Raw genomic sequence first — 19,372 nt, 5'->3', positions numbered from 1 at the left:
TATTGCAAAATAAAAATCAGTGAAATTAAGAGGGTGTGAACGTGCCACAGTTTTTCTTAAACAAAAGATTAATTGTTTTGTTGGTTAGTATTATTCTTCTCGTGGCATTGATTGGAATCTCATTGAAAGAACGGAACAGTTTAACATGGCCAGAGCAGTTTGTTAAAGATACTGTCGGTGTTGTAGAACGTGTATTCCAAAAGCCAGCGAAATACGTAGCTGGATTCTTCGAAAATGTAGAGGATGTAAAGCGCACGTATGAAGAGAATAAAGAATTAAAAGCAAAATTAGATAATTATGCAGGTCTATCAGGGAAAGTAAAACAATTAGAAGATGATAACAAGAAGTTACAAGAGCTAACTGGTAAAAAAGAGTTAAATAGCGGGTATACTGAAATTCCAGCTACTGTTGTTTCTCGTAATCCAGATAAATGGTACGATTTAATTGGAATTGATAAAGGGGCACAGCAAGGAATTAAAAAAGATATGGCTGTAGTAACTTCACAAGGGTTAGTTGGAAGAGTGAAAAGTGTATCTCAGTTTACATCATCAGTAGAATTACTAAGTTCTATGAGCCGAACAAATCGCGTTTCTGCTATTGTACAAGGGCAAGAGAAAATCTTTGGATTGATTGAAGGTTATGACAAAGAAAAGCAATTACTTCTTTTCACAAAGATTGGCTCTGATGCACCGGTAGAGAAAGATCAACTAGTTGTAACATCTGGACTGGGTGATATTTTCCCGAAAGGTCTTGTAATTGGAAAAATCGTTGAAGTTCAGCCGGATGCATATGGCTTAACAAAAACAGCTTATGTAAAACCTGCCGCTGATTTAAATGACGTAGAGCATATTACGGTTGCTAAACGTGCAACACCTTCAGCGCCATTAGAATAGGAGGAGAAGAAGAGATGATGAAGATATTAAAAAGAGCAGCTCTTCCTCTTTTGCTCCTTTTTGTGTTTCTATTTGAAAATATGTTTGCTACTGTTGTTCCAACGGATGTGTTTTGGAAAGACAGCATAGCAGCACCGCATTTCTTTATAATCGTCTTATGTTTTATTACAGTGTATTATAGTCCGGTCCAAGGGATTTATTACGGACTATTATTTGGCTTCTTATTTGATACCGTATACACAGAACTTGTCGGGATATATATTTTTGCTTATCCGATTTTAGCTTATTTAGTATATAGTGTGATGAAAGTACTACAATTGAATTTATTTATTGTTGTTTCTATCATATTAGCTAGCGTTGTAGCACTAGAGTATTATGTGTATGGATTCTTAACTTTATTAGGACGTACTCATATGCCAGCGTATGTCTTTTTCACAGATCGTCTCCTTTCTACTTTATTGTTAAATGCTATTTTCTTATTGATAGTTTGTTTCCCACTGAGACGATATATAGTGCGTCTTTCAAAAGCGATGGAAGAAAAAGAAAAAAGGATTTTCTAATTTTATGTCGAATTGAATCGGTGGGGTGAACTTTAGTGGAAGAAAAAAAGCAACAAAATGTAACGATAAAAGGGACAAAAGATGGGATAACGCTTCATTTAGATGATTGTTGTTCATTCTCAGAATTATTGATGGAATTAGACGAAAAACTTTCTACACATTACTACGATGGTGATGGGCGCTCTTTAATTGAAGTGCATGTGAAAGTAGGAAATCGTTATTTAACAGAAGTCCAACAAGAAGAGATTCGTACGTTAATTCGTAATAAAAAGAATCTTGTTGTGGATTCAATTGAAAGTGATGTTATCACTAAAGCAGAAGCAATAGCTTGGAAAGAAGAAACAGAAATTGTCCCTATTTCCAAAATTGTTCGCTCTGGACAAGTTTTACATGTAAAAGGAAATTTGTTGTTAATTGGAGATGTTAATCCAGGCGGAACGGTTATCGCTGGGGGGAATATTTTTGTCGTAGGATCATTAAGAGGAATTGCACATGCTGGGTATTATGGGGATTCGGATGCTGTAATCGCTGCATCTGTTATGAACCCGATGCAACTTCGAATTAGTGATGTGGCAATGCGGGCTCCGGAAGAGAAAGAAGACGGAGCGGAGGCGGCAGAATGTGCGTATATTAATGAGAACAATCACATTGTTGTCGATCGCCTGCAACTTCTCACTCATCTTAGACCTAATTTAACAAAGTTAGAAAGGGGAATTGTATAGCTGTGGGAGAGGCAATAGTAATTACATCTGGAAAAGGCGGAGTAGGTAAAACTACTACATCTGCGAACATTGGTACGGCCCTAGCGTTATCTGGAAAGAAAGTGTGCTTAATTGACACAGATATCGGTCTTCGAAATTTAGACGTAGTAATGGGGCTGGAAAATCGTATTGTATTTGATCTTGTTGATGTCGTTGAAGGGCGTTGCCGTTTACCTCAGGCTCTTATTAAAGACAAACGTTTTGATGATCTTTATTTATTACCTGCAGCACAAACGAGTGATAAATCAGCGGTAACACCTGAACAAATGGATGAATTAATACAAGTATTACGTCAAGATTATGATTACATATTAATCGATTGTCCTGCGGGGATTGAGCAGGGATTTAAAAATGCGGTAGCTGGTGCGGATAAAGCAATCGTTGTTACGACTCCAGAAGTATCCTCAATGCGCGATGCGGATCGTATTATTGGGCTTTTAGAAAAAGAGGATATTGAACCACCCAAACTTGTTATTAACCGTGTACGTAGTCATATGCTTCATGAACAGGATATGTTAGATGTTGATGAAATTGTACGTACATTGTCAATCGAGCTTCTTGGTGTTGTCGAAGATGACGATGAAGTTATTCGAGCTACAAATACAGGTGAACCTGTGGCGTTGCAACCAAGCGGAAAAGCAGCGTTGGCTTATCGTAATATTGCAAGACGCTTGTTAGGTGAGAATGTACCATTACAAGCATTTGAACAAGAAAAGGTATCGGTATTTGCAAAGGTGAAAAACTTCTTTGGAATCCGTTAAGAGCACTTCGCACATATGCGAGGTGCTTTCTTTTTTCTTCACACGAATATCTTTCTTTCTTAGCTCATACATATGTACAAACTGTATACAACTGTTTCTAATGAAATTAGCTTAACGAAAGAAAGGAGACAGTATGAAGAATAGACGCGTAGAAGAAATTAAAAAGCGGATTGCAAAAAGGAAGGCCGAGCAAGCAAGGATGGAGGAAGAGCAGTATTTTAACGGAGGGAATTTTGATAGTGAAGCAGTATTTATTGAAGATGGAGAAAAGGAAATGCATCCTTTATTTCGAAAGGAAGTCTTTTTCTTCAAAGTTTTATTATCAGCAATATTAGTTCTTTCGGTTGCTATTTTATATAAGAATGCTCCTTCTTCATTCAATGGAGCTAAAGCTGTTACAGAAAAAGTGATGAAAGAGGAATTTCAGTTTGCTACTGTAGCGAAATGGTACGAAAAGCAATTTGGAAAACCGCTTGTATTCTATTCGCCGAACGAGAAAAAAGAAGGAAGTATTCAGCAAAAAGATTATGCAATTCCTGCTTCTGGAAAGGTAATGCAAGGGTTTCAAAAAAATGGCCAAGGTGTATTTGTCCAAACAGCTACAAATGCAAAAGTGGAGTCAGTAAATGAAGGGTTAGTTGTTTTTGCAGGCAAGAAAGAGGAACTTGGAAATACAGTTCAAATTCAACATGCAGATGGTACGGAGTCATGGTATGCAAACTTAAACGATATGTCAGTGAAATTATATGATTACGTTTCAAAGAAACAAAAAATTGGAACGGTGAGTAATGATACAAATGATAAAAATGGAAAGTTTTATTTCGCGATAAAAAAGAATGAGAAATTTATTGATCCGATCCAGGTGATATCATTTGATTAAATATAGGGACGTTTTAACGAAAATTTCCGTGCATCCATTATTTTGGGTTATTATTGTCATTGGTATTTTTACTGCGCGTTTTAAAGAGTTACTACTGTTATTTTGTATTGTTCTTATTCATGAACTTGGGCATGCTTTTGCAGCAGCACACTATAATTGGCGTATAAAAAGAATTCAGCTTTTGCCGTTTGGTGGCGTTGCCGAGCTTGAGGAACATGGTAATAAGTCATTGAAAGAGGAACTTGTTGTCGTAATTGCAGGACCGATTCAACATGTTTGGATGATGCTGGTAGGTTATATGTTGTTCAAAGCTGGTTGGCTGAATGCAGATTTATATTATTTCTTCATGTGGAATAATATAATTATTTTAGCATTCAATTTACTTCCTATTTGGCCGTTAGATGGCGGGAAAGTATTGTTTAATGTATTATCATATCGTTTCCCTTATTTACAAGCACATGAAAAGATGATGCAATTGTCATGTGTTTTTTTTAGTGTAATATTAGGATGGCAGTTACTTTGGAATAGTAACAATATTATGATGTGGGTACTACTCATATTTTTAGCAGTGTCATTATATCAAGAGTGGAAACAAAGACGGTATGCATTTATGCGTTTTTTATTAGAACGTTATTATGGAAACAAAAGAGGAATCGAAAAGATTGCACCTATTGAAGTGCAAACGGAAGATCGTTTATATACGATCTTCACAAAATTTCGTAGAGGATATAAGCATTCTATTATCGTCCGTGGAAAATATAAAGAGCATTACACATTGGATGAAAATGAATTGCTCTATGCATATTTTACTGAAAAACGAACAACTTCATCAGTTGAAGAATTAATCGGTTAGTGTTGACGATAGCACTAACCTTTTATTATTGTAAAAGCAAAGAAGATTATAAAGTGAGGAAATAATTTTGAAAACGTTATATGTGAATTACGCTGGTTCGGAAAAGCGCGTTGCAATTGAAGAGAAGAAAAAGATTGTTGAGTTTTTATGGAAACGTAATGAAGAGCAAGAGATTGTTGGGCATATTTATGTTGGACGTGTCGTAAGAACAATTGCTGGAATGAATGCAGCTTTTGTAAACATCGGTTTAGAAAAACATGCTTACCTTTCATACGATGATGTACCATCTTCTTATCGTATACATGAAGGGCAAGCGATACTCGTACAAGTTGTGAAAGAGGCAATTGATACGAAAGGGCCTAAATTGACAGCGAATATAGAATTTACCGGGAAATATGTCGTTTATATGCCGTTTGATGAGATGCGCGCTGTTTCTCGAAAAATAAAAAATAATAAAAGAAGACAACAGTTACTCCAAATTGAAATAGAGGGAACGGGGGGGTACATTTTCCGTTCTGCTTCTGAAAAAGAAGCAATTGAAGAAATACAAGCTGAAATGCAAGGATTACAACAGTTGTATGAAGAGTTAAAAAGAAAAGAGGGTCAAGGAAAGGTGCCGTTATTACTTCATCGACCGGCGACCTTTTTAGATCGTGTATTTCAAGAGAACCCAATTGAAACAATTGAAAAAGTAGTTGTAGATACAAGAAGTATAGTAAAGGAATTAGAAGACAAAGTTGGAAAAGAAAAAGTATCTTTTTATAATGAAAAGTCTTCGATGTTTAACCATTTTGGAATAGAGCGTGAGATTGAGAAAGCACTCCAAAAAATTGTTTGGCTTCCAAATGGTGCTTATTTAATTGTAGAACAAATGGAGACGATGACTGTAATTGATGTGAATACGGGCAAGTTTACGGGAAAACAAAATTTACAAGATACAGTACTTCGTACAAATGAGCTAGCCGCTGAAGAAATTGCACGCCAATTAAGACTTCGTGATATTGGTGGTATGATATTAATTGATTTTATTAATATGAAAAAAAGAGAAGATAAAGAAAAGGTAAGAGAATGTCTCATAGCTGCTATGCAAGATGACCGAACATATACAAGGGTGCTCGGCTTTACGGAGCTAGGGATTTTGGAAATGACACGTAAACGTAAAAAGCATTCTTTACGGGACGTATTATTAAAAGAGTGTGTACCTTGCAAAGCGACGGGTTATGTGATGTCGCATGAAACAATTGCGTATGAGTTAGAGAGAGAACTAATCACATATGGCAATATAGAAGATGAAGCAGTATTAATCGCTGCGCCTAAAGAACTGCAAAAACAGTTTTTGCAAAAAGGATTACAAAAAAATATTCCATTTGAAATTTATTTCAAAGATGATATTATCGAAAAGTATGCTATCGTTCGTTTTGGAAGTAAAAAAGAAATTGTAGAACGGAAAAAATAGTTAGCAGAACATTTATTGACAACCGTCTATGATTCATGATAACATCTTTATGTTATAGTTTATAGCACCTAAACGGCTATATGCTACAACCGCACAAGACAGGTTCCCTAAAGGCATTTATGTCTACCTCGTTTTTGGCGAGTCTTAGTAATTAAGAGGAGGTGCAAGTATGTACGCAATTATCGAAACAGGTGGAAAACAAATTAAAGTTGAAGCTGGTCAAGCAATCTACATTGAAAAATTAGATGTTGAAGCTGGTGAAACTGTTACTTTTGACAAAGTTCTTTTCGTTGGTGGCGAAAACGTTAAAGTTGGTAGCCCAGTTGTAGAAGGTGCAACAGTTACTGCGAAAGTTGAAAAACAAGGTCGCGCTAAGAAAATCATCGTTTTCAAATACAAAGCGAAAAAGAACAATCGTAAGAAACAAGGTCATCGTCAACCTTACACTAAGCTAGTTGTTGAAGCTATCAACGCTTAATTCTGGTTAACATGATTAAAATTACGATAAGTCGCACGAAATTAGGAAGTATCCAATCATTTAAAATGACTGGACATGCCGATTATGCGCCACATGGACAAGACCTTGTCTGTGCTGGAACTACAGCGGTTGTGTTTGGTTCTATAAATGCAGTGGAAGAACTTTGTAATGTGCAAGCAACTATTGAACTCGGAAGTGATGGCGGATTCTTAACGTATGAATTGCCTAATGATTTAGACGTTCATGCAGCAGAAAAAGCACAAACGCTTTTAGAAGGATTAGTTGTTTCGCTTAAGACGATCGAACTTGATTACGGAAAGTATATCCGTTTAATAGAAAAAGTGCAGGAGGTGTAACGTATGTTAAGATTAGATCTTCAGTTTTTCGCATCTAAGAAAGGTGTAGGTAGTACAAAGAACGGTCGTGACTCTCAGTCAAAACGTCTTGGTGCTAAACGCGCAGATGGTCAAACGGTTACAGGTGGTTCAATTCTTTACCGTCAACGCGGTACAAAAATTTATCCAGGTGTTAACGTTGGTCGTGGTGGCGATGACACTTTATACGCGAAAGTTGACGGCGTAGTACGCTTTGAGCGTCTTGGTCGTGACCGCAAACAAGTGAGCGTATATCCTGTTGCTCAAGAAGCATAAGAACTCACGGAAAACTCTAACCTGAGTGCAGGTTAGAGTTTTTCTATATTAAGGGGTATCTAAATGAATGAAAAATGGACAATTATAGATGCATTGCGCCATTCAAGACATGATTGGCTCAATCGTATGCAGATGGTGAAAGGAAACCTTTCCCTTGGAAAAGTGGAAGAAATTCATAGTCTCATCGATCGTTTTGTCCAAGAAGCGAGACAAGAATCCAACCTGATGGGGCTATCAATGCCTTTATTTTCAGAGTGGATTTTAACATATAATTGGAAACAGCAGCCGTGCTTATTGGAGTACGAAGTATTAGGGAAATTACATAACTTATCTCACTTAGATGAGACTGTATGTACATGGACGAATCAATTTTTCTCGATGCTTCAGCATAGTTTAGACGTATATGTTGAAAATTATGTTTGTATCACAATTGAATGTGACGCGGATAATGCTCGTTTCTTTTTTGATTTTCGTGGTAAGCTAACGAGTGTAGAAGAACTACAGAATTGGCTTGCGACCCAAAACAATAAATGGTATTCCATTTCTTATACAGTGCGAGACGAAGAAGTCTCAGTTATATTACAACCAATTGAAAAAAGTGTGGTGAAATAATGTTTGTAGATCAGGTCAAGATATATGTAAAAGGCGGCGACGGTGGTAATGGTATGGTTGCGTATCGTCGTGAGAAGTATGTACCAAAAGGTGGCCCAGCAGGTGGCGACGGAGGTAAAGGTGCAGATGTTGTTTTCGTAGTTGAGGAAGGCTTACGTACATTAATGGACTTCCGCTACCAACGTCATTTCAAAGCTGATCGCGGTCAGCACGGAATGAGTAAAGGTCAGCACGGACGTAAATCTGAAGATTTACTTGTAAAGGTTCCGCCAGGAACAGTAGTAAAAGATGAAAAAACTGGTCAAATTCTTGCCGATTTAGTAACGCATGGACAAACTGCTGTAATTGCAAAAGGTGGCCGTGGTGGCCGTGGTAACTCACGTTTCGCAACAGCTACGAACCCAGCGCCAGAAATCGCTGAGAACGGGGAACCAGGTCAAGAGCGTGATGTTATTCTAGAACTTAAAGTACTAGCAGACGTTGGACTTGTTGGATTCCCAAGTGTAGGTAAATCTACATTATTATCTGTTGTATCATCAGCGCGTCCGAAAATTGCAGAGTATCACTTCACAACAATCGTTCCGAATCTTGGTGTTGTTGAAACTGGTGATAACCGCAGCTTCGTTATGGCTGACCTTCCAGGACTAATTGAAGGCGCACATGCTGGCGTCGGACTTGGACACCAATTCTTACGTCATATTGAGCGTACACGTGTAATCGTGCATGTTATTGATATGTCTGGTTTAGAAGGCCGTGATCCATATGAAGATTACGTAACGATTAATAATGAATTGAAAGAATACAATCTTCGCTTAACTGAGCGTCCGCAAGTTGTTGTTGCAAACAAAATGGATATGCCAGATGCAGAAGAAAACTTACAAGCATTTAAAGAGAAAGTGGGAGACGAAGTAAAAATCTTCCCAATCTCAGCTGTAACAAGACAAGGTGTTCGTGACTTACTGTTTGAAGTAGCGAACTTAATAGAAACAACACCAGAATTCCCAATACATGAAGTTGCGGATGAGTCTGATACAAGTGTAATGTACAAATTTGATACTGAAGGTGTTAAATTTGAAATTACACGTGAAAGTGATGGCACGTTTGTTATCTCTGGTTACGATATCGAGAAAACATTCAAGATGACAGACTTCTCACGTGATGAATCTGTACGTCGTTTCGCTCGTCAAATGCGCGGAATGGGTATTGATGAAGCGCTTCGTGCACGTGGTGCAAAAGACGGAGATATTGTAAAAATTCTTGAATATGAATTTGAATTTATCGATTAAGACTGCCGAAATACGGCAGTCTTTTTTTTATATCGTAAAAATCGGATTTGTATAGGGAAAAATCCCCACTAATTAAATTTTCAATTTATAATAAAAAGGGGAGTGGTTTTTAGAAGAATTTTTTATGGGGAGAAAACGAACATGTATAAAATATTAATTGTAGAAGATGATGAGAAAATCGCGGGAATATTAGAAGAGCATTTAGAAAGATATGGCTATCAATCATTTAGAGCAAGTGATTTACGTCAAATAAAAGATGAGTTTGTAAAAGTGAATCCTCATCTCGTGTTACTTGATATTAATTTACCGTACTTTGACGGTTTTTATTGGTGTCGTCAAATTCGTACTGTATCGAATGCGCCAATTATTTTTGTTTCTGCAAGAACAGGAGAAATGGACCAAGTAATGGCGATTGAAAATGGCGGCGATGATTATATTACGAAGCCATTCCATTTAGATATCGTAATGGCAAAGGTGAAGAGTGCGCTTCGCCGTGGTTACGGAGAGTATGCTTCTGCTGCTGAGAGTGATTGTTTAGGTGTAAATGGACTGTTGTTATTCCCGTCTCAGCATATTGTTGAGTGGCAAGGACAACAAACTGAACTGACAAAAAATGAGTTTTACTTATTAGAGTGTTTAATGAAACAGGTGAATCAATATGTAACGCGCGAAGAACTGTTAGAAGCTCTATGGGATGAAGTAGCATTTGTGGATGATAATACATTAACCGTAAATGTAAAACGTGTAAGGAAGAAACTAGAGGAGTTAGGCATTAAAAATGCAATTGTAACGAAACGTGGATATGGTTATGCGCTTCTTACGGAGTGGGGCGAAGGGCATGAAGGTTAAAATTTACCTCATGGACCGCTTTTCTTTAATTCTTTCTTATATTGTTAGCCTTTGTTTATTTGGGCTCGTTTTACAGTTGCAAAGTCTTTTAGAAAAGCGATCCATTGATTGGAGTACATGGTTATATGGACTTTTATTAGGAACAGTTGTGTTTACTGTATACCTCATTTACGATTACCGAAAACGGAGTGTGTTTTTAAAGAGGATCGAAAAGTATGTTACTGGTGGAAATACATTACATGACTCTTTACTTATTGATGAATCTTATACATCAGAGCAAGAAATGGTCGTTGAATCTTTTACGTTATTAAGACAGCAATATATGAATGAAGTTCATAAACAGCATGCGAAAGAGCAACAGCAAATGATATTTATGAACCAATGGATTCACCAAATGAAAACACCAGTATCTGTTATTGAATTATTGCTGCAAAAGTTTGGCAAAGAGCATCGTGAGGCAAGAGCAACAGTTGAAAGTATTCGTGAAGAAAATAACCGTATACTAAATGGTTTAGATTTAGCGTTACATATGGCAAGACTAGAGCAGTTTGCGAAAGATTATAAGGTAGAAGTAGTAAATGTTATAGATGTCGTGCGAGGTATTATTAATGAAAATCGGAAATCCTTCATTCAATCGTCTGTATTTCCGAAAGTGATGTTTGAAGAAGATACTTGTATGGTTGCCTCTGATAGAAAATGGCTAAGTATTGCTATAGGTCAAATTGTTGTAAACGCAATTAAGTATACAAAAATTTCAGCGGCAGAGAAAAAAGAAATTCAATTTCAAATTGAAGAGAAAGACCAAAAGGTGTTATTACATATTAAGGACAATGGAATCGGTATTCCAGAGCAAGATGTAAAGCGTATATTTGATCCATTCTTTACGGGGGTAAATGGCCGTAAAACGAGAGAAGCGACTGGAATGGGTTTATATATTACGAAGGAAATTTGCGATAATTTACATCATGGAATGTATGTTCAATCGGCTGAAGGAGAAGGGACAACATTCACGTTCCAATTTGCAAAAGATGAAGAATATCATACATTGATGAGAAAAATGACAAAACTGTAAGATAACAAAACGTTTTGTAAGGGAAATCACTCGTTTCTTTTTCTTATTTTTCTTATAGTAAATGTAAGAAGAAAACACGTAGGGGGATTAGAAATGAGTGTTCTTGAAGTAAAAGGATTAACGAAGGTGTACCAATCAAAAGGTTCAGTAGCGACGACTGCTTTAAACGATATAAATTTTAAAATAGAAGAAGGCGAATTTGTAGGGATTATGGGTCCTTCAGGAAGCGGGAAAACGACGCTTTTAAATTTATTAGCAACAATTGATAAGCAAACTTCAGGTCATGTGCTTGTAAATGGTGAAGAAATTAATCAAATGCGTGCTGCAAAATTAGCGGAGTTTCGCCGTACACATTTAGGGTTCATCTTTCAAGATTTTAATTTACTTGATACGCTATCGATTAAAGAAAATATTATTTTACCTCTTGTAATGGCGAAGAAATCTGTAAATGAAATAGATGCAAAAGTGCTTGAGATTGCAAAGTTCTTAAATATTGAAGAAATATTAAATAAAAAAGTATACGAAGTATCTGGGGGACAACAACAACGTGCAGCAGCAGCGAGAGCAATCATTCATGAACCGACGTTAATTTTAGCAGATGAGCCAACTGGAAACTTAGACTCGAAGTCAGCGAAATCGCTAATGGGCGCTCTGCAAGATTTACACGAGCAAAAGAAAGTAACGATTGCAATGGTTACGCACGATCCAGTAGCGGCTAGTTATTGTGAACGTATCCTTTTCATACGCGATGGGGAAATTTTCTCGGAAATACATAAAGGAAGAACGAAACAAGCCTTTTTCCAAGAAATTCTGGACGTACTTGCGATGCTAGGAGGAGAATATCATGAACTTTCGCCAGCTCGCGCTTAATAACGTAAAAGGAAATTGGCGTAACTATAAAGCGTTTCTTATAAGTAGTTGTTTATCGATTGTCGTATTTTTCATGTATGCTTCTTTTATTTATCATCCAGATGTCGTAAGCGGTAATATTAGTATGAGAAAGATGATCACAAAAGGATTAGAATCGATGAATTATATTGTGGTCATCTTCTCGGCACTCTTTATTTTATATGCAAATTCAACGTTTTTACGAGCAAGAAAAAAAGAGTTTGGTCTACTAACATTAATAGGCGGAACGAAATCGCAGCTCGGCCGAATGATTATATTAGAGCAACTGATGTTAGGTAGTATTGCAATTGTAATTGGTATTGGGGTTGGAATGCTTTGTTCAAAATTATTTTTCCAAGCGTTAAGCGTATTATTGAAAATAGATAAGACACTTCCACTTGTTTGGAATAGTAAAGCAGTTCTTATTACAGCTGGCGTATACTTTATCCTATTTTTAATCCTATCATTGTTTAGCGTTTGGACGGTAGGACGCTTGCAAATTATTGATTTATTAAGAGAAGCTAGAAAGCAAAAAGTAGAGCCGTTTGCATTTACATGGTTATGTGTAGTTGGTATAGGATGTATTATTGTTGCATATGTACTTAGCTTCCAAGTAACGTTTCTGAATTTCCTCATCCTCTTTTTACCGGTGGTAGGACTGACAATTGGCGGAACGTATTTATTATTTACACAAGGTAGTACAGTTGTATTAAAAGCATTACAAAAAAGAAAGCAATCTTTCTATACGTATCCAAATATGTTTGTTCTTAGCAATCTTATTTATAAAATGAAAGATAATGCTCGTTTTCTATTTGTAATTTCTATTATTACGGCGGTAGTATCTTCAGCAGTAGGTACACTGTACGTATATTTTGAAAATATGAGTGCGAAAACGGTAGAACTTACACCACATGCTATTTCATATGAGGAAAAGGGGTTAAATACGCATAATCTTATTAATGAAGAAAAGGTACAGGAGCTTGTGAAGAGACACGGGTTTGAAGATGCGCGAAAAGTAACCTACGTTAAACTACCGGCAACACAGAAAATAACGTTGTTTAATAGTGAACATGAAGTACCGATGACGATTATTTCAGAAAAAGAATATAATGCAGAAGTGCGCAAACAAAAGAGAGAGCAACCTACAGCAGTTCATAATGCACCAGGTAGTGCAACGATGGTTATGATTGATATGTCAAATGAACTGATGAAGATAGATCGTACGAAACCGTATGAATTTACAATTAACGGGCAAAAGCAGTCTGTTCAATTAAATAATCCAACGCAGTATTCTGTTTTTAATGATAGTGAATATCTTATTGTAAATGATCAAGATTTTGAGAAATATGCAAAACTCGTACCAGATGAAGAAAAGACGAAATATTACGGTTATTATATCGAGGATTGGAAAAATACAGAAAATCTTGTATTAGATTTGAAAAATGAAATTGCACCAGAAAAGCAAGGAGAATTGAGAAATTCAGTGTTTGCGTATAAGGATATAAGAGAAGGTGGAGCAATTACAATGTTCATCGGTTTCTTCGTAGCGGTACTGTTCTTCTTCTTCGCTTGTAGTATGACATACTTTAAATGGTTTAACGATAAAGAACAAGATCGTATTCAATTTAAATCGTTAAAGAGAATCGGTATGACAGATAAAGAAATTCGCAAAATTGCGATTCGACAAATGGGAGTTATCTTCTTTATCCCAATTTTAATCGGTTCCATTCATAGTGGAGTTGCTCTTCATACGTTAGGGAAAATGCTTTATATTGATTTATGGAAATCAGGTGCGCTTGTAATTGGAGCATACATTTTAGCTTCTGCCATTTACTTTATGATCGCGCAAAGAGGATATTTAAAACACGTAAAAAGCTAGGGGAACCTCTAGCTTTTTGCCTATGTAGTAAGTTACAGGAGGACGATAGATGAACATTTGGCAACTAGCGCTGCAAAATATAAAAGGAAATTGGCGTAATTATAAAGTGTTTTTCTTAAGTAGTTGTTTTGCAATATTTGCTTCTTACGCATATATGTCTGTCATTGTGCATCCGTATATGCAAGAGACGATGTGGTATCAAAACGTACGTTGGGGACTTATCATATGTAATGTTATAATCATTTCTTTTTTCGTCATATTTATTTTGTACTCTACTTCTATTTTCATAGAAGCACGTAAGAAAGAATTAGGGTTATATATGTTAATGGGAGCAACGAAATCTAACGTAATAGGAATGATTATGACCGAACAAATTTTAATCGGGGTCTTCGCGAATATTTTCGGTATTGTGCTCGGTATGATATTTTTAAAACTCTTTTTTATGGTATTTAGTATGTTACTGGGGCTTCCGAAAGAACTCCCTGTGATATTTGACGTAAGGGCGATTGGTGTAACATTTATTACATATATGGCCGTTTTTATTTTGTTATCTTTTATAAGTGCTTTACGTATATGGAATATAAAAATCATTCGGTTATTGAAAGAATTTCGAACAGATAAAAAAGAGAAGAAAACATCAAAGTGGCTTTGTTTATTCGGTTTTGCTTGTTTAGTGGGCGGGTATGCGTTGGCGCTACAAGTGACGATGACTACGATAGCAATATACTTTTTCCCTGTGTCTATACTTGTCTTTTTTGGAACGTACTTTTCTTTTACACATGGAGCTACCCAAGTGTTAGAAATGATAAAGCGAAATAAAAAGATTATGTATACATATCCGTATTTATTTATAGTGAATCAATTGTCACATCGAATGAAGGAAAATGGTCGCTTTTTCTTTCTGATGTCTATGGCAACGACGTTTGTAGTTACAGCAACAGGTACGGTGTTCTTATATTTTTCTAGCATGCAAGATATGTGGCGAACTGGAGGGGTACACTCGTTTTCGTACATAGAAAAAGGTATTTCTACTCATGAAGTCTTTGAGGAAGGTGCGGTTGAAAAATTACTGCATCAATCTGAGTATGATGATTTTCAATATATGAGTTTTGTTGGAGTTTATGCATCCTTTCAGTCTAATAAGGGAGAAACAACAATAGTACCGCTTATAAAAGAAAGTGAATATAACCAAGAAGCAAGGAAACAAAGACAGAAAACGTATCGTCCTAAAAAAGGTACAGTGACACTCGTTTATTATAATAAATACAATAATTCGAATGTATATAATCAAAAAGAGATTCAATTGCAAGTAATGAATCAACCATATCAATTCGTATTTAACGGTCAGAAAGAAGGGGTTCAATTTAACCATCACCCTTCGTACATTAATGGTCTGTTCTTCGTTATGAATGATGAAGATTTTGACAGTATAGCAAATCAGGTTCCTGATTCTGAAAAAATGATATATAGAGGCTACACATTATCAAATATCGAAAAGACGAAGAAATTAAATGAAGATTTACGGAGACATATAAAACAAGATAATAATAATGCATTTCGAAGCAATATGGAGTTGTATGTAAATATGAAAGAAGGCGGCGATATTACTCTATTTGTAGGCTCATTTATTAGTATATTATTCTTCCTCACTTCATGTAGTATCGTGTATTTTAAATGGTTCCATAATATTGCATCGGACCGAAAGCAGTATGGTGCACTCTCTAAACTTGGAATGACGAAGGAAGAAGTATGGAAAATTTCTCGTTGGCAATTATGTATGCTATTTTTTGCGCCAATTATAGTAGGGAGTATGCATAGTGCAGTTGCATTATATACGTTTCATAATACGCTTTTTATGGATGGATCATTAAGAAAAGTAGGTTTGTTCATTCTGTTTTATATCGCAGCATGTATCATTTATTTCTTCTTCGCTCAAAGAGAGTATAAGAAACATTTAGACTAGCGAATGCTAGTCTTTTTTAAATATTCGAAATTTACATAGAAGAATATAAAAAAGTATGGTATAACAGTAAGAAAACGAAAAAGAGGGGAAAAGACGATGATTCGAGTAGGATATTTAGGACCAGAAGCAACATTTACAAATATGGCGGTGAGTCGTTTTTTTCCGGAAGCAGAGCATGTACCGTATCGAACGATTCCAGATTGTATAGATGCAGCTGCAAATGAAAATGTAGACTTCGCAGTGGTACCGTTAGAAAATGCAATAGAAGGTTCAGTGAATATAACGGTTGATTACCTTGTACATGAGCAGCCGCTTTCCATTGTAGGAGAAATTACAGTACCAATTCAGCAGCATTTACTTGTACATCCGCAGTATGCAGAAGTGTGGGAAGAAGTATATGCAGTGCATTCTCATCCGCATGCCATTGCACAGTGCCATAAATTTTTAAATGAAGAATTAAAAGGAGTAACTGTTCGAGATATGACATCTACAAGTGCTGCTGCACAATATGTGAAAGAACATCCTGAAGAGAAAATTGCCGCTATTGCAAATGAAGCGGCTGCAGAAAAATACGGATTAACAATTGTGAGACGTAGTATTCATACGCATAAAAATAATCACACACGTTTCTTAGTACTCCATAAGAAAAAGAAAGCAGTACTCCCGAATAACGGAGAGAACCGCGGAGAGAAAACGACGCTTATGATAACGTTACCTGCAGATTATGCAGGTGCCCTATATCAAGTGTTATCAGCTTTCGCATGGAGAAAATTAAACTTATCAAAAATCGAATCGCGTCCGATGAAAACAGGTCTTGGAAATTACTTTTTCTTAATCGATGTCGATAAAGCATACGATGACGTATTATTGCCAGGCGTAACGATGGAACTTGAAGCACTCGGTTTTTCTGTTACTGTGCTGGGGAGTTATTCTTCTTATTGGTTGTAAGATGTAGATGGAATGTTGGTGTTTGTCTAATCGTCAATATCATTTCATTGCCTAATATATTTTTTAATAGATTAATAAAATCCCACCTGCAGAAGGTGGGATTCTTTATTTTAACTTCGCAAGACGATCTTCTAATTGACCACGCCAAATATCAGCTAGTTCTGGAACAGCAAGAATCTTCTCGATGCCATCTTTATCTTTTCTATTATGAAAATAAATTTCGTTAGAGAATAAAACAGAAACATTGCTTGATGGACGTTCTAGTAATGTAATTTTTGAATCTTTACGTACAGTACCTTCTTGAAGAACGCGGCATAGGTAGCCAGTAAATCCAGTTGCTACAATACGCGGCAGTATGCCAGGGATGCCAAGACGTTTTGAAATTGTGCTACAAGGTACGCGAGCTTGCGTTACTTGAATGATTGCTTCGCCTAGTTGATATGTATCTCCGATGCATACGTCATGCTCTAACATATTTGTTACGGTAATGTTTTCACCAAATGTGGAAGCGGGAAGCGTAGTTTGAAATTCCTCTTCCCATAGTGCGTAATGCTCGTGTGGGTACACACAAACAGCGCGATCAGGTCCGCCGTGATGTTTTAAATCCGCTACGTCATCACCACGAAATCCGTCTTTTGAGAGAAAGGCCTCTTCTGTAGGATCTTTACATATACCTGTTATCATTTCTTTATCTTCGCCATATTTCATTTGTTTCGGTTTGCCAATGCTAAAGTGAACGAGTTCAATTCCCATATTTGATCTCCTTTACGATTGATTACAATATTATAGCATTAAAAAAGCACAGAGAATGATAAAAACTCTGTGCTTTACATTAATAAACGAGAAATCCTGCTTTATCTAACGCCTCACAAGCAGCATCTAATTTTTCTTTAGAATCTGCCTCGATTGTATGTAAGTGAATACCATCTGTTAGTTGTGAAAGATAGGAAGCATTTGTGTTTTCGATTTTTTGTAAATATTGCTCTACATCAAAGCGATTGCTTACCATAATGGAGGCTGTTAAGTCACCGTATACAGGATGCTCAACTTTTACGTCTTTAATCGTAACGCCATGGTCAACAAGCATTGTAAGTTCCTGACGTACTTCTGCTGGTTTATGTTGGCATACGATTACGCGTTCAAAAGTTTGTTGCTTCTCTTGTGGCTTTAAATATAAATAACCTTGAGCAGTCGCAATAATTGGTTCGTTTCGTGCTTTAAGCAAGGAAATATCTTGCACGATAACTTGTCTACTTACGTTCGTCTTTTTCGATAGTTCATTCCCCGATAACGGTTCATTTGCAGCAAGAAGCCACTGGAGGATAAGTTGTCGTCTTTCTTCACCTAAAATCTTTTTTTGTTCATTTTGTTTCATTATGATTTAACACCTCTATAAAATTGATTTCCAATTGTGTGTAGTGCATGAATAGTAGTATCAATTTGATCTTTCGTTGTTTGTTGTCCGAAAGAGAAGCGGACATATTGTTTTGCCTCTTCATACGTTTTTCCAATTGCAAGCATAGTTTTCGAAGGTTCTTGTTTACCGACTTGGCAAGCACTTCCGGTGGAAATGGCAATACCATGGCGATTACATTCTAGCATAGTATATTGACCTTCTATTCCTTTTATTGTAACCCCAACAATATGTGGTAAACAAGAAGTAGAATGACCTTCTACTTCAATTTCTAGCGGAAGTGTTTGTATTTGCTCTAAAAAGTAGGATCGTAACTCTTTAAAACGTAAACTTTCTTCCCATTGAGTTTTTAATATATTTTCAGCAGCTGTTAAAAAAGATGCGATGCCGGGAACGTTCACTGTACCTGGGCGAAATCCTTTTTCGTGAGAAGTTCCTGGAAATACTTGTTCCCAGCGAGTTTGCGGATTTATGTAGCAAGCGCCGACACCTTTTGGTCCGTATATTTTATGTGCTGAAACAGAAAGACTATCAATCCCCATCTCAAAAACATGGATAGGCAGTTTACCAAACGTTTGCACACAATCCGTATGAAATAAAACATTATATTTTTTTAAAAGTGCCCCGATTTCTGTAATGTTTTGAACGGTTCCGATTTCAGAGTTTCCATGCTGTATACTTGCTAGCACAGTATCTTCCGTAATAGCTGCCTCTAAATCTACTAAACAAATGAGTCCATTTTTATCAACAGGAATTTCAGTGATCGTATAGCCTTTTGATTTTAGAGATTGAAAATAACTTCGAATGGATGCATGTTCCATAGGTGTCGTAATAATATGCTTCTTATTTCGGGCATTTAGAAGTGATTGAATCGCAAGATAGTTCGATTCCGATCCACCGCTTGTGAAAAATACTCCTTGTTCTTTGCCTCCAATCATTTCCGCAAATGTTTTTCGGCAAACTTGTAATAAAGAAGAAGCCGTTCCTCCAATATCATGTAAACTTTGTTCATTTCCGAAGTATTGTGAAGCTGCTTTCATATATGTTTGTAACGCTTCCTCGCTCATAGGTGTAGTAGCTGCATAGTCAAGATATATCATCATGTAAGTTCCTCTCTCTAGTAAGAGTTACATTTCTTTTACTTTTTAAATGGTAGTGAAAATAAGAAT

At 36.4% G+C, this 19,372-nt stretch carries 21 protein-coding genes and 1 other annotated feature; of the genes, 18 read left to right on the top strand and 3 right to left on the bottom strand.

What is annotated here, in order from left to right:
* The first annotated feature begins 41 nt into the window (after positions 1-41).
* The 18 genes from mreC (at position 42) to pheA (ending at position 16,789) form a co-directional block, all read left to right on the top strand.
* Complete coding sequence (gene mreC, locus V7S45_RS21825; protein ID WP_001135488.1) at positions 42-893, top strand: rod shape-determining protein MreC; 852 nt, start codon at positions 42-44, stop codon at positions 891-893.
* Between the two features lie 14 nt (positions 894-907).
* The gene (gene mreD / locus V7S45_RS21820) at positions 908-1,453 is read left to right on the top strand and encodes a rod shape-determining protein MreD (protein WP_000975766.1); all 546 of its coding nucleotides are present in this window, start codon (positions 908-910) and stop codon (positions 1,451-1,453) included.
* A 35-nt stretch (positions 1,454-1,488) separates the two neighbouring features.
* Positions 1,489-2,175 (top strand): septum site-determining protein MinC, encoded by a 687-nt coding sequence (gene minC / locus V7S45_RS21815; protein ID WP_000391521.1) that lies wholly within the window; start codon positions 1,489-1,491, stop codon positions 2,173-2,175.
* A 2-nt stretch (positions 2,176-2,177) separates the two neighbouring features.
* On the top strand, positions 2,178-2,975 hold the full coding sequence (minD, locus tag V7S45_RS21810; RefSeq protein WP_000503309.1) for a septum site-determining protein MinD: 798 nt from the start codon (positions 2,178-2,180) through the stop codon (positions 2,973-2,975).
* Between the two features lie 133 nt (positions 2,976-3,108).
* Complete coding sequence (gene spoIVFA / locus V7S45_RS21805) at positions 3,109-3,855, top strand: stage IV sporulation protein SpoIVFA (RefSeq protein WP_089607650.1); 747 nt, start codon at positions 3,109-3,111, stop codon at positions 3,853-3,855.
* Positions 3,848-4,708, top strand: a complete 861-nt coding sequence (gene spoIVFB, locus V7S45_RS21800; RefSeq protein WP_000599058.1) for a stage IV sporulation intramembrane metalloprotease SpoIVFB — start codon at positions 3,848-3,850, stop codon at positions 4,706-4,708. Before spoIVFA ends, spoIVFB begins: the two co-directional genes overlap by 8 nt.
* A gap of 67 nt (positions 4,709-4,775) precedes the next feature.
* Complete coding sequence (locus V7S45_RS21795; RefSeq protein ID WP_089607649.1) at positions 4,776-6,164, top strand: Rne/Rng family ribonuclease; 1,389 nt, start codon at positions 4,776-4,778, stop codon at positions 6,162-6,164.
* A gap of 77 nt (positions 6,165-6,241) precedes the next feature.
* Positions 6,242-6,319 (top strand) — a sequence feature (ribosomal protein L21 leader region).
* A gap of 14 nt (positions 6,320-6,333) precedes the next feature.
* A complete protein-coding gene (gene rplU / locus V7S45_RS21790; RefSeq protein ID WP_000270907.1) occupies positions 6,334-6,642 on the top strand; it encodes a 50S ribosomal protein L21 in 309 nt (102 codons plus the stop codon).
* 11 nt (positions 6,643-6,653) lie between these two features.
* A complete protein-coding gene (locus V7S45_RS21785; RefSeq protein WP_001973720.1) occupies positions 6,654-6,998 on the top strand; it encodes a ribosomal-processing cysteine protease Prp in 345 nt (114 codons plus the stop codon).
* Positions 6,999-7,001: 3 nt separating this feature from the next.
* Positions 7,002-7,292 (top strand): 50S ribosomal protein L27, encoded by a 291-nt coding sequence (gene rpmA / locus V7S45_RS21780; protein ID WP_000944958.1) that lies wholly within the window; start codon positions 7,002-7,004, stop codon positions 7,290-7,292.
* A 63-nt stretch (positions 7,293-7,355) separates the two neighbouring features.
* The gene (locus tag V7S45_RS21775; protein WP_001003584.1) at positions 7,356-7,904 is read left to right on the top strand and encodes a sporulation initiation phosphotransferase B; all 549 of its coding nucleotides are present in this window, start codon (positions 7,356-7,358) and stop codon (positions 7,902-7,904) included.
* Positions 7,904-9,190 (top strand): GTPase ObgE, encoded by a 1,287-nt coding sequence (obgE, locus tag V7S45_RS21770; protein WP_000497128.1) that lies wholly within the window; start codon positions 7,904-7,906, stop codon positions 9,188-9,190. Before V7S45_RS21775 ends, obgE begins: the two co-directional genes overlap by 1 nt.
* A gap of 141 nt (positions 9,191-9,331) precedes the next feature.
* A complete protein-coding gene (locus V7S45_RS21765) occupies positions 9,332-10,039 on the top strand; it encodes a response regulator transcription factor (protein WP_000276723.1) in 708 nt (235 codons plus the stop codon).
* On the top strand, positions 10,029-11,111 hold the full coding sequence (locus tag V7S45_RS21760; protein WP_000865181.1) for a HAMP domain-containing histidine kinase: 1,083 nt from the start codon (positions 10,029-10,031) through the stop codon (positions 11,109-11,111). The genes V7S45_RS21765 and V7S45_RS21760 overlap by 11 nt, the downstream gene beginning before the upstream one ends.
* 93 nt (positions 11,112-11,204) lie before the next feature.
* Entirely contained in the window at positions 11,205-11,981 is a 777-nt protein-coding gene (locus V7S45_RS21755; RefSeq protein WP_000114529.1) for an ABC transporter ATP-binding protein, read from the top strand.
* Positions 11,956-13,878, top strand: a complete 1,923-nt coding sequence (locus V7S45_RS21750; protein WP_088345827.1) for an ABC transporter permease — start codon at positions 11,956-11,958, stop codon at positions 13,876-13,878. The genes V7S45_RS21755 and V7S45_RS21750 overlap by 26 nt, the downstream gene beginning before the upstream one ends.
* A gap of 49 nt (positions 13,879-13,927) precedes the next feature.
* Positions 13,928-15,841, top strand: a complete 1,914-nt coding sequence (locus V7S45_RS21745) for an ABC transporter permease (RefSeq protein WP_089607648.1) — start codon at positions 13,928-13,930, stop codon at positions 15,839-15,841.
* A 96-nt stretch (positions 15,842-15,937) separates the two neighbouring features.
* Complete coding sequence (pheA, locus tag V7S45_RS21740) at positions 15,938-16,789, top strand: prephenate dehydratase (protein ID WP_000621705.1); 852 nt, start codon at positions 15,938-15,940, stop codon at positions 16,787-16,789.
* Between the two features lie 105 nt (positions 16,790-16,894).
* On the opposite strand, the gene V7S45_RS21735 is transcribed toward pheA, so the two are convergent.
* From V7S45_RS21735 to V7S45_RS21725, 3 genes are all read right to left on the bottom strand, one after another.
* The gene (locus tag V7S45_RS21735; RefSeq protein ID WP_000510666.1) at positions 16,895-17,542 is read right to left on the bottom strand and encodes an MOSC domain-containing protein; all 648 of its coding nucleotides are present in this window, start codon (positions 17,540-17,542) and stop codon (positions 16,895-16,897) included.
* Between the two features lie 79 nt (positions 17,543-17,621).
* Entirely contained in the window at positions 17,622-18,164 is a 543-nt protein-coding gene (locus tag V7S45_RS21730; RefSeq protein ID WP_000812275.1) for a transcription repressor NadR, read from the bottom strand.
* Positions 18,164-19,306: an IscS subfamily cysteine desulfurase gene (locus tag V7S45_RS21725; protein ID WP_000973777.1), complete on the bottom strand. Its 1,143-nt coding sequence runs from the start codon at positions 19,304-19,306 to the stop codon at positions 18,164-18,166. The genes V7S45_RS21730 and V7S45_RS21725 overlap by 1 nt, the downstream gene beginning before the upstream one ends.
* Between the last annotated feature and the right edge of the window lie 66 nt (positions 19,307-19,372).

This window comes from Bacillus sp. BR3(2024) (assembly GCF_039134555.1).
Lineage (GTDB): Bacteria > Bacillota > Bacilli > Bacillales > Bacillaceae_G > Bacillus_A > Bacillus_A cereus.
This window is presented reverse-complemented; position numbering and strand designations above follow the sequence as displayed.